Origin of the sequence: Solimonas marina (assembly GCF_012241385.1) — a bacterium.
GTDB lineage: Bacteria > Pseudomonadota > Gammaproteobacteria > Nevskiales > Nevskiaceae > Solimonas > Solimonas marina.
This window is the reverse complement of record NZ_JAAVXB010000023.1, coordinates 1-10,347: the sequence shown is the minus strand read 5'-3', so window position 1 is coordinate 10,347 and position 10,347 is coordinate 1. Positions and strand designations below refer to the sequence as shown.

At 55.3% G+C, this 10,347-nt stretch carries 15 protein-coding genes; 14 read left to right on the top strand and 1 reads right to left on the bottom strand.

The genetic code is table 11. The annotated features are described in order from the left end of the window. From G7Y82_RS21050 to G7Y82_RS20990, 13 genes are all read left to right on the top strand, one after another. Positions 1–433: hypothetical protein (locus G7Y82_RS21050; protein WP_168150110.1), on the top strand; the 433-nt coding region annotated here is incomplete at its 5' end. Between the two features lie 88 nt (positions 434–521). Next, positions 522–1,247, top strand: coding sequence for an abortive infection system antitoxin AbiGi family protein (locus G7Y82_RS21045; protein WP_168150109.1), 726 nt, complete (start codon positions 522–524; stop codon positions 1,245–1,247). 57 nt (positions 1,248–1,304) lie between these two features. Next, complete coding sequence (locus tag G7Y82_RS21040) at positions 1,305–1,667, top strand: hypothetical protein (protein ID WP_168150108.1); 363 nt, start codon at positions 1,305–1,307, stop codon at positions 1,665–1,667. 31 nt (positions 1,668–1,698) lie between these two features. Continuing rightward, positions 1,699–2,070 (top strand): hypothetical protein, encoded by a 372-nt coding sequence (locus tag G7Y82_RS21035; RefSeq protein ID WP_206370963.1) that lies wholly within the window; start codon positions 1,699–1,701, stop codon positions 2,068–2,070. A 16-nt stretch (positions 2,071–2,086) separates the two neighbouring features. Further along, positions 2,087–2,350 carry a hypothetical protein gene (locus tag G7Y82_RS21030; RefSeq protein WP_168150107.1) on the top strand — a complete coding sequence of 88 codons (264 nt, stop codon included), beginning with the start codon at positions 2,087–2,089 and terminating at the stop codon, positions 2,348–2,350. Between the two features lie 392 nt (positions 2,351–2,742). Further along, entirely contained in the window at positions 2,743–3,321 is a 579-nt protein-coding gene (locus G7Y82_RS21025) for a DUF6037 family protein (RefSeq protein ID WP_168150106.1), read from the top strand. A gap of 120 nt (positions 3,322–3,441) precedes the next feature. Further along, positions 3,442–4,014, top strand: coding sequence for a hypothetical protein (locus G7Y82_RS21020; RefSeq protein ID WP_168150105.1), 573 nt, complete (start codon positions 3,442–3,444; stop codon positions 4,012–4,014). Positions 4,015–4,137: 123 nt separating this feature from the next. Further along, positions 4,138–4,776 carry a hypothetical protein gene (locus tag G7Y82_RS21015; RefSeq protein WP_168150104.1) on the top strand — a complete coding sequence of 213 codons (639 nt, stop codon included), beginning with the start codon at positions 4,138–4,140 and terminating at the stop codon, positions 4,774–4,776. A gap of 69 nt (positions 4,777–4,845) precedes the next feature. After that, positions 4,846–5,517 (top strand): hypothetical protein, encoded by a 672-nt coding sequence (locus G7Y82_RS21010; RefSeq protein WP_168150103.1) that lies wholly within the window; start codon positions 4,846–4,848, stop codon positions 5,515–5,517. A gap of 129 nt (positions 5,518–5,646) precedes the next feature. After that, positions 5,647–5,901, top strand: coding sequence for a hypothetical protein (locus G7Y82_RS21005; RefSeq protein ID WP_168150102.1), 255 nt, complete (start codon positions 5,647–5,649; stop codon positions 5,899–5,901). 85 nt (positions 5,902–5,986) lie between these two features. Then, entirely contained in the window at positions 5,987–6,349 is a 363-nt protein-coding gene (locus G7Y82_RS21000; protein WP_168150101.1) for a hypothetical protein, read from the top strand. A gap of 81 nt (positions 6,350–6,430) precedes the next feature. Then, positions 6,431–6,709, top strand: coding sequence for a hypothetical protein (locus G7Y82_RS20995; protein WP_168150100.1), 279 nt, complete (start codon positions 6,431–6,433; stop codon positions 6,707–6,709). Positions 6,710–7,512: 803 nt separating this feature from the next. Further along, positions 7,513–8,382 (top strand): protein NO VEIN domain-containing protein, encoded by an 870-nt coding sequence (locus G7Y82_RS20990; RefSeq protein WP_168150099.1) that lies wholly within the window; start codon positions 7,513–7,515, stop codon positions 8,380–8,382. Positions 8,383–8,728: 346 nt separating this feature from the next. Here G7Y82_RS20990 and G7Y82_RS20985 read toward each other — a convergent pair whose 3' ends face one another. Next, positions 8,729–9,832 carry an IS110 family RNA-guided transposase gene (locus G7Y82_RS20985; protein WP_168150098.1) on the bottom strand — a complete coding sequence of 368 codons (1,104 nt, stop codon included), beginning with the start codon at positions 9,830–9,832 and terminating at the stop codon, positions 8,729–8,731. Positions 9,833–9,988: 156 nt separating this feature from the next. Here G7Y82_RS20985 and G7Y82_RS20980 point away from each other — a divergent pair, with 156 nt between their 5' ends. After that, positions 9,989–10,267, top strand: a complete 279-nt coding sequence (locus G7Y82_RS20980) for a hypothetical protein (RefSeq protein ID WP_168150097.1) — start codon at positions 9,989–9,991, stop codon at positions 10,265–10,267. The last annotated feature ends 80 nt before the right edge of the window (positions 10,268–10,347 follow it).

The following is a 10,347-nucleotide window of genomic DNA, read 5'->3' as shown; positions in this document are numbered from 1 at the left end:
TTGGATCGCTGATGATTCGCATCTCCAGCTTGGCACTTCGATGCCGCTTAAAACAGCGGGAGGAGTCCATTCCATCAATCAAGCCGAACTGGCTTCGCCAGTCGGCTTATTTCAGGCGTTATGCACCGTGAATAGATTCTTCGCTTGGCTTGTGTTCAATGTCCTAGGCATAGCCGTCTTTCTGGTAGTGGCGTCGTACTCTTGGATCGAGCCAGAGCTTGCCCACATCCCGGGTGCCAGTGGTGGGGCTCCAATTGTCTGGGCTCTCACCGCGTTGCCCATCCTTGCCGCGTTTGCGCTACTCAATATCGCGGCAGTTGTTTGGTTCGCCATCGCACGGAAACTGCTCAACCCCATCAGCAGAGCAGCCATTGCATCCATCGCACTCTGGGTCGTCGCGTTCATCGTGGACGGATTGCACCATGGCGCATAACCAGGTGCTCCAGCCGACGCAAAACTCGCTGCGCTCGCTTTGCGCGGCTGAGCACCGGCGTTAGGCGGTGTCCATAGGTGCTGAAGCTATGAAGCGTAAGTACATAAACGAAGCTCTTATGCACTGGACTGGACGGGGGAAAAGCGACATCGATGCCTACTCGGCGCTTGAGAGCATCTGCGTAGATAGAATTCTGAGGCTGACATTTTGCCCAAACTATGTGCAGCCGTCCTTAGACTCGAAAACGGCCATGGTGTGTTTCACTGAAATTCCGCTTGAGCACAGCGCCGAGCACTGTGGCCTTTTCGGCAGGTTTGGTATTGCGTTTAAGAAGTCGGCAATGATCGAGTACGGCGCTAATCCGGTCTTCTACACAACCGCGAAGCACCTTGTACGTATAAAGCACATATCCACACTTCTAGAGCGAATGAAGGATCTCGAAAAAGATCGTGAATGGAGACAAGACATTGAGCCTTATCGCTTTTCCGAAGACGAGACGGTTGCCATGATGGAAGTACTTGGCCTCCTTCAGGAATATTCGTACAAAAACAATGACGGCACCGACTACGTTACTTACTATCAGCGAGAGTGGCGTCTGACTTTTGATGTGCTTCCGTTCGCAGAAGGAAGCACTCCGCACACAGCCGGGACCAGTTGCTTCTACATCAGAAATGGCACTTCGTATCAGGTGTTCAAGTTCAAAGACGCGGACGTTGCATACATCGTTGTTCCGGAAGATTTTGAACAAAAGGCCAAAGCGCTGGCAGCTTCTATGGCTTGTGACGTAAAAGTATATGAGAGAGAAGTTGCCTAACAACAGGTTGCAGTGGGACGTCCCCGCCTTCGGCGGGGCCGCCCCTGAACCTGGGCGTTGGACCGCAAAGCAATGCTGAGCCTTTCAGTTGAAATTCGGCGCTTTACCGACCCACATCAGCCGGGCTTTGTTGAGTGTGGCTTCGTCGACGCACGCGGCAAAGAACATGTCTTCATCGAAAAGGTCCCGGTCGTAACGTCCAGAAATCTGAGCGCTGAGAGCATCTATCCGCAGTCAGGGCATATTGCGTGCAAGGAGCTAGGTCAGTGGCACAACGAACAAGGCCAGCACATGTACCGCATAACCACCGAGCTTCCCTTTGGCATTGAGAGCATTGAGGGTTTGTCGGTATTTGAGGTACAAGCGGTCCAACTAGAGGTTCAACGCGACGAACCCGCCTCCGGCGGGTCCGCGCATTAACCTGGGCGTTGGGCGGCTAAAGGAGTTAGTTATGGAGCTTCGAAAGTTCATTGCGCAGGCTCTTTGTGACATCGCCGGCGGCGTACATGACGCACAGAAAACGGCACAAGGTGCCGAGATTGTTCCCACAGTGTCCAGTAGCTACAAAGCTGTGGAAACCGGCATCAGTGAGTTGCAATCGGTTGAGTTTGAGGTCGCGGTCACCACAACTGAAAAAACAGGGAGTGAGGCAAAGCTAAATGTTGTTGCCGGCCTAGTAGGTGGTGGCGTTCAAGGTAGCAGCGGGGCAAGCAGTGCTCACGTTGCCACGCTACGTTTTCGCATCCCCGTTCGCTTCAATCGCGGCGCCGCCCAACCAGGTATTCAACCCGACGGCCCCGCCTCCGGCGGGTCCGCGGGTTAATTCCGGCGTTAGAGCTATGAAGCAGCCCATCGTCGAGCGCTTTCAGATCACCGGTCGAGGCCTTGTGGTTGCCGTGGCTTCACCATCCGTGTTTCCTGCCGGGGCCCAGCTCAAAGCAACAGTCGTTAACCCCGATGGAACACGGCACACGGCTGAAGCACACAAAGAAATGATTCTTCGCCGCATGCCAGCACTCAACGAGCACGAGGCCTATCTCTTGCGTGGGCTGAGCAAAGATCAAGTGCAGGAGGGCGCCAGCATTGAAATCGTCAAGCTCTAACCAGGCATTCAACCCGACGTCCCGGCCTTGCGGCCGGCCCGCGGGTTAATGCCGGCGTTGGGCCTTGCCATGAAGAACCTAATAATTTCATCCGTGCTTTGGACGTTGTTGGCATTCACATTTCCCGTAGCTGGCGCCTTATACGTCGTCATGGTGCCGGATACGACATACAGCCCAGAGCTAGACGATGACGGAGACACTCAAGGTGCCGCACAGTTCTTACTGCTGTCGCCATTCTTATTCGCGTTTACGACGTGGGCAGTAGTAGAAAAGCGAAAGAGGAACTTTCTCCATAGGCAAAAAGCAGCCCAACAGGGCGCTCAAGCCGACGGACCCGCCACCGGCGGGCCCGCAGCTTAGCTCGGGCGTTGGGCGTCAAGGAGAACAAGGCGGTGAGACTGGACAATTTGCAGCCCCTGTACCGAAGCATGCGGGACCAGGAGATTGAGCGGTTTCGATTCTCGTACAGCCATCGCAACGTTACGTTCGACGTCATCTTTATGATTGATGAAGCTCCTTTTGTGCTTCTATTTGGTGCCCGAGGTCATGCGTTTAGCATGGAGTTCGAGGTGCACCAGGGCTTCAATGTCAATCCAAAACTTGAACCAGAAAAATATAAAGAGCTTTGTCGGCTTCTCGACATTCGATACAACCCAGATGCTCCATTTAGCCCGCGTGCGTTCCTTGAGATCTTCAACGAGCACATCCCAGGCGTAGCAACAGCTGCCGGGCGCGCCCAACCTCATCACGTGGCAGCTATCCGCCGAGACGTCGAGGAATCCCACAAGATATATTTCTGCGCGTGGCTGGATAACAACAAGGCTGGCAATACAGTCACTGCGGAAAATCTGCACAAGACGCGACGATTGCTTGGACAACAAGCATTTGAAACGTGCCGGAGAAAAAATTTAAGCAGTCGTTGGACTGACCGAAAGGAGCTGGCACAAGAATGTGTGCTTCCGGACTGTTGACGCCCAACAACACGCTGCAAGGGACGTTTGACCCGTGGCCCATTTTTGCTGCCGCAAAAACGTTCCCCGCCTCAAACGCCCCTGAGCATGGGCGTTGGACGGCACACAAGGAGTAATGCTGTGTTCGGGCTATTCAAGAAAAAAGAACCACCCCAGCCACCGCGCCAGTTTCCCCCGGTACCGAAATGGCAGCCCGCATTCGCGCCTCCGCTATCGAAAGTAGTTGAGCGGGTCTCTTACTACACGAACGGAAAGAGAGACTTCGCCGTCTTCAAAAACGGCACCTGCGCAATATTGCCTCCTGGCCTGTCTGACACGGCAGCGGAAAATGAAGCCAAAGCCACCTTGCACAAGATCTTCCATTTCCACCCAGACATGAATCCAAGGCGGATGGACGATGGAAACATCGGTATTCAGTACAACCACCCTGCGCTAAATGTAGTGCTCAGTGACTTTGCCAAGGCTCACTGGGCCGAGATAGAGCGCAATCACCAAGATGCGCTCGCCACAAGCGAGGTTCTGATCACACCACTAGGCCACAACAAGTTTGATGCGTTCGGCATGATGGCGCTGTATGGTCGGTGCTTCATGTTCATGGATGCGCAAAAGCCGGAAGTAGTGCAAATCGTGCGTGGCGCCGTCCAACCATCAGCTCAAGCCGACGGTCCCGCCTCCGGCGGGCCCGCGGCTTAGCAGGGGTGTTATACGTAAGAAATGGACTTTGCAGCGACATTGAGGGCCTTCGACGCAAATCGGGAGTCAGTTACTAAACTCCTCAATTTCGATACTGAGGTGAAGGAAATAGCGATCGGGGGCGTGGAGAAACTGCACACATTCCTGAAGGAGAGAAAAGGTTTTGATAACCCCAAATGGAACGGCGAACGCACCCTAGAGCTTCTCCGCAGTATCAGGTCGAGCCCTGCGTTAAGCGAGCGTTATGCGACCATATACAACCAAGCTGTAGTTCTGTTGGTCTCATATTTTGGCTCGGCTATTGCCGATATTTTCCGTCATGGTGCTGCGCGTGGCTTGGAAAGAAATGATCCAGATATCCTCGAAGCTGAGCTGAAAATCCGTGTTGGCGAGGTCGTTGGTCTTGGCAGCTCTGCATCAGAACAGATCGGAGATCTGCTCATTCAAAAGGACGGAATCACCTTCCAAGATATGCAAAGCACACACAGAGCTTTCCAAAAGTACTTCAAAGTTGACTTGGAAACGGACGAAACCGTTAAAAATGTAATTGTCGGACAAGCATGTAGGCATGCCCTAGTGCACGATGGTGGCAAGGCGAACCATCGGATAATTCGTCAGATACGGAATGCCACGCCGCGTACGTTGAAGCCCAACCTCTCGCAAGGGGAGCAAATAAGATTCTCAATTTCTGAAGTCGAGATGCTGTCAAATGAAATGCGTACTTATATTCAGACGCTAGTGACGAAAATGGCAGATGGGTGACTTACGTATAAAAAGGCATTGCACGCCGACGTCCCAGCCGCCGCTTCGCGGCAGCCGGGGCGCGGGTGAATGCTGGCGTTCGGCGGCTTGGAAGGGACCGTGATGGCTCAGGACCACAATCGCGTGATTGATGCTGAGGCTCGGCAGGCGCTCAAGCCACTGGGCCTATCCCGAAAGGGCAAGTCGCGAGTGTGGCATGACGACCATGGTTGGTGGTTGATTCAAGTCGAATTTCAGCCGAGTGCTTGGTCTCGGGGCAGCTACCTCAACGTTGGTATCAACTGGATGCTCTACGAGGGTAGCGTGGGAGCATTCCATGTTGGCAGCAGAGTGGACGTGCCATTCCTATCGGCGACGGGCAACGACGATTTCGCTGGTGATGCTCGTAATCTGGCTCTGCGTGCGAAGGAAGAGGTCACGTCGTTGCGCGCAAAGTTCGCTGACCTTCGCTCTGTGGTAGCCCATTACTCTGGGCTAGACCGTCGGAGTATCTGGGATGAATACTTCTACGGAGTATTTCTTGGTTTATCTGGTGATGCTTCGAGAGCCAAGAAAGCTTTTGAAGCAGTGCCCACGCATCGCGTGCAGTACGGATGGGAAAGGGCATTGTCTCAACGAGCGGCGGAACTATCGGGAATCGTTTCAAATCGCTCAGCTTTTGAGGAAACGATTCGCGGAATTGTTCTCAGAACTCGGAGTATCGGCGTCTTGCCCGACTGGGAGCGAGACATTGTCTTCTAATGGCAAGCGGGCTTCGACACCGCCGAACAACACGTTGCAGCCGACGTCCACGCCTCCGGGCCTTCGGCCCTCCGGCGTGGCCGCGGCTGAACGTGAGCGTTGGGCGTCACAGACTTGAAGGAATAGTCCATGCAACGAGTACTGCAAACCGAGAAGCTGCTCATATCAACAATCAACGTCGCTATCGCGAACGACTGGAAGTACAAAGATCATCATTGCGTCGTATCGAGCCTGCGGCGGGCAAATGGTCCTGGATGTAACTGGCAGGTTGATATTCGCAACTGCGGGGGCTCCTCCCTTGAGCATCAAGAAGAGTGTAATTTTCTAATTGAAAGAGCAGTCAGCGTGCTCGCAGCAAAGTACAACGTGGCATGGCCGGAATAGTGCCGCCCAACAATCACTTCCACCCGACGTCCTTGTCGCCGCTTCGCGCCGTCAAGGCCGCGGGTGAAGCTAGGCGTTATAGCTCATGAGCACGAAACCGGATTCGCTATGGCTTCACAGCTATTCTGGCCGCGAGACCGGCCTCATGATTGTTGGTAGCGCATCGGCTCTGAGAGCATTAGGCAAAGAACTGATTGCTGCGGCTGATTCTCAGCCGCCTAGCACCAATCCCTTCCCGCCGCAGGTTGCAACTCCGGCTATCACCGGCCCTTTCAAAGATCGCCCAGATTTCACCTTGTCGTTTCATCTTCCTGGGTCCTCGCCACTGGCCGAGGTAGCTCCGCTGCGGCGTCAGGCTACACCGACGCTGGTATTTCTCGCCGTAGCCGTATGTGCGGTAGTCGGTGCATTCACTCTTTTGCGTTGGCTGGTGACGTATGCGCTATAACAAGTGCTTCCAGTGCGACGTCCACGCCTCCGGCGTGGACGCGCCTGAAGCACGGCGTTGGGCATCACAATGAGAGAAGCGGTGAGATCCAAGGCGTTCGCACTCCTCATCTCACTGCTGTTCGTTGTCGGGCTGTCGTACTTCTTTCACGTGCCGTTTGTATTCGGCTTGCTGTTTCTCTTTCTGTGGCCCGTCGTCGGCATGCTCATCACAGCAGACGACTACATGCCGGGAGGCTGGGAGAATCCAGATGGCACAACAAAAACACCCTGGGGGCGCTTCCTCGTTTTCGTCGCCCTTGCTGGCGCAGTCGGGGCCATCATTGTGCTTTTTCCGCAACTGCGTGTTTATGGGCTGTAGTGCTGCCCAACAAGGCGCTGCACGCGACGGCTTCGCCGCGCGTGAGCTTGGGCGTTGGGCCTTGCCATGAAGAACCTAATAATTTCATCCGTGCTTTGGACGTTGTTGGCATTCACATTTCCCGTAGCTGGCGCCTTATACGTCGTCATGGTGCCGGATACGACATACAGCCCAGAGCTAGACGATGACGGAGACACTCAAGGTGCCGCACAGTTCTTACTGCTGTCGCCATTCTTATTCGCGTTTACGACGTGGGCAGTAGTAGAAAAGCGAAAGAGGAACTTTCTCCATAGGCAAAAAGCAGCCCAACAGGGCGCTCAAGCCGACGGACCCGCCACCGGCGGGCCCGCAGCTTAGCTCGGGCGTTATACGTAAAGGAAGAATGAGCGCCCCCTACAACATAGCGTTTGCCTGTCTTGATTGTCGCAAGTCTTTCAAGCGGCAATTCAATCTTGCCAAGGGCTTCCCAATGGTTCTTACCTGCCCGCATTGCGGGTCAAGGTCCTACAATCTAGGGCGCCACTTCAAGCCGCCGAGAGCCTCAGACCTGCCTCAATGGGAGAAGGTCTCATTTCTCATAAAGCACGGATTTTGGTTCCAGAAGATTCGCCCTGAGGGAGGCAATACCAAACCTGTCCCCTATCCTGAGACCCTTGCCGAGGCCAAAATCTTCGTGTCTCAGCACAAGAATTTTTCGTTGGCAGGCTATGAGCAATACGTATAACAACACGTTCCAGTGCGACGTCCTCGCCTTCGGCTCGGCCGCGCCTGAACGTGGGCGTTAGCCGTTACAGGAACTACTCGTGGAAGCATTCGTCAACAACACCTCGGAACTTGCTGCGTCGGTTCATGCGTTCATGGACTCTCCCGAGTACTGGCGAGACGCGATCGGCAGTAACCCCAAATACTTTGTGCATCTTTCACACGCACGGGGTGTAGCGTTCGGCCTGTCCAAATTCTGTGCTTTTCGCGGAATTTCTTTGGAGGACTATGTCGTAAAGCATCGGCACACGAAGGGAGGCGGTTGGACACAAAAACACATTGCGAAAATAGCCGGCACAGATTGGGAACCCCTTCAGGAAATGCCGAAGCAACTCCAGAAGGACTTCAGAAGTTGGTTTGCGTCAATAACCGAGGGAAGGATTGGCACTGAACAAATCCACCTGCTGACCCTTAAGGAAACAACGAAAGAACGAACTAAGCATAACGCCAAACGGCGCATATCTCCCTCAGACCTTGCGGCACGTCTGGCCGCTCAAAATAGGATCGGAGCAATTGGCGAGGAAATTGCCTTGGCCCACGAAAAGAACCGCCTGAAGGATCTCGGCGCAAATGCTCAGACCATGGACGTCATCCAAGTGTCTTTGCTTAACGTCGCTGCTGGCTTTGATATACGCAGCAGATTCAAAAAGGACCTGAGACATATCGAGGTCAAGGCTTCAACGTCCATTGATGGACCACTTTTCATCTCCCCAAATGAGCTATCGACGCTCCAAAACCTCGGCGCTTCGGCTTACTTGTACATGGTTCATGTCACGAACGTGAAGAAGCGAGAAGGCAGAGTCGTCAAGGTCATAAGAGATCCTTTTAATCGACGGAAAAGCAAAGCATGGTTGGCGCCATGCCTTTTTACAGGGAGACCTCCTGATGGCGACCCGCAGGATGCCGGCTAACAAGCGCTTGCAGTACGACGTATTCGCCTTCGGCTCATACGCGCCTGAAGCGCGGCGTTGATATGACTTCCGCCGTCAAGAACGAGAGATAAGGTTTCTGGTCGTTTCGCTTTACGTCATATTGGCTATTGGAATCTTCTGCAGGCGACGCAGCCAGCACGCTCGACGGTTGCTCAGGCTGATATTCGCGGGTTGGATACCGCAGTGCTGTGATCCGTCCGTGCACCTGCCGCGGTCTGGGCTCGCGAGTCAGCGCTGATCTGCTGTCGCCTAACGCCAACGCGGGTTGTGCACCTCACCGGGCTGCGCCGCCTGCAGAAGACTCGTTTCCTCGTTGATGGTGGATTTACACCGCTGATGCGATGCGTGCGATGTCCCAGACGAAACCGGATAGTTCTCTGGCGATTGCGGTGACAACGACATTCGGGTGCTTGCCCTGCTGGCTGAGCTTTCGATAGCGACGACACAGCCTCAGCTGGGCGTCCCAGGCTCGGTCGACGACGGGCTTCGGCAAGCCCTCATGCCGGAGCTGGATGATGCGGCTGACTTTGGCGGTGTAGCGGTAGCTCCATGCCGCTTCGACCATGAGCTTTCGGGCGTAGCCGTTGCCCGCCTTGGTGATGCCGCCCTTGCGAATGCTGCTGCCGCTACTGTGTTCGCTCGGCACCAGGCCCATCCACGCCATCAGTTGTCTCGGGTTGTCGAAGCGGGACAGATCGCCGGCTTCAGCGATCAGGCCGACGGCGACCGTGAACTGCACCCCGCGCAGCGCCTGAAGCGCCTGAACGACCGGATAGAAGCGCCACTGCCGGGCAGCATCGCGCAGCACCTGTTCCAGACGCTGGCTCTGCGCGATCCGATCCCCAATCGACCGTCGGTGCTCCTCGAACGCGATCTGCGACCAGGCTTCGGCAAAGGTGAACTCTGACAACCAGCGCCGGTGTGCCTCGCGCCAGTCGGCGCTTCCCGAATAACGGACCCCATGGACCAGCAGGAAGGATTTGAGGCGCTGCTTGGCCTTCTTCACGTCTTCCTTGGCCGCGCCCCAGGCGCGCACCAGATCGCGGAACGCCTCGTCCCGCTCATCGGGGACATGAACAAAGGCCAGATCGTCCATGCGCAGCAGCCGGACCAGCTTCTCGGCGTCGCGCCGATCAGTCTTGACCCGGTCACCGGGCTTCTTCGCCATCAGCGACGGGGCGCAGACGTGGCAGATAAAACCTTTCCGCGTCAGATAGCGCTGCAGGCCATAGCCACAGGGCCCAGCCTCGTAGACGAAGACCACACGGGATGCTTTGCCCTGCATTCGTTTGCAAAAGCGATCCAGATCACATTCCCGGACGCCGATATTGCCGATACTCTGGACGTGGCCGGAACCGACGGCGTACGCCGCCACGATCGAACCCTTGTGAACATCCAGCCCCACAAAGACGGTGCTATCGTTTGACATGCTGACCTCCGCTGAAGGAAACCGACCGATGAGCGTAGTCCTTACTCGCTCCTGCGGCTCTGGCCCCACGCTAACCCGCGATACGGCCTTCGCGGCGGTCAGCGCCTTGGTGCGCGGAAGTCATACTGTCTGGGGCGCAACAGAATGGGGGAGCAAATGCCAGTTTTAAATCAGTTCGTCTTGTATGCCCTTCTCTGCGGTGCTGGGCTTTTCGTTGCAACCTGGGCCTGGCAACGAGATGTCGGCATCTCGTGGTTAGTATCGGTGGTCGCTGCTGTTTTGATTATCTGGCTGGTCTTTCCTTCCCCGACACCCGCAAAGAACCTCGGAGACATTTTAGGCAATCTCAGTCGCGTCATTCTCAAGGCGCTTTGGGGTGTAGCTTGGCTGGCAGGAAGTGCCGTTGTTCACTTCTTTGTGAAAGACCGTCGGTGATGCTGAGCGGCCGGGAACATAGGTAACAAAAGAGTCTGGAGACATCGGTAACAGTCACCGGCGCAACAATCTTCCGTTTG

Bases quoted from the DNA above. Each gene is read 5' to 3' on its own strand.
- G7Y82_RS21005 (WP_168150102.1), top strand. From the start codon at position 5,647: ATGCAACGAGTACTGCAAACCGAGAAGCTGCTCATATCAACAATCAAC.
- G7Y82_RS21000 (WP_168150101.1), top strand. From the start codon at position 5,987: ATGAGCACGAAACCGGATTCGCTATGGCTTCACAGCTATTCTGGCCGC.
- G7Y82_RS21035 (WP_206370963.1), top strand. From the start codon at position 1,699: ATGGAGCTTCGAAAGTTCATTGCGCAGGCTCTTTGTGACATCGCCGGC.
- G7Y82_RS21030 (WP_168150107.1), top strand. From the start codon at position 2,087: ATGAAGCAGCCCATCGTCGAGCGCTTTCAGATCACCGGTCGAGGCCTT.
- G7Y82_RS20985 (WP_168150098.1), bottom strand. From the start codon at position 9,832: ATGTCAAACGATAGCACCGTCTTTGTGGGGCTGGATGTTCACAAGGGT.
- G7Y82_RS21045 (WP_168150109.1), top strand. From the start codon at position 522: ATGAAGCGTAAGTACATAAACGAAGCTCTTATGCACTGGACTGGACGG.
- G7Y82_RS20980 (WP_168150097.1), top strand. From the start codon at position 9,989: ATGCCAGTTTTAAATCAGTTCGTCTTGTATGCCCTTCTCTGCGGTGCT.
- G7Y82_RS21010 (WP_168150103.1), top strand. From the start codon at position 4,846: ATGCTGGCGTTCGGCGGCTTGGAAGGGACCGTGATGGCTCAGGACCAC.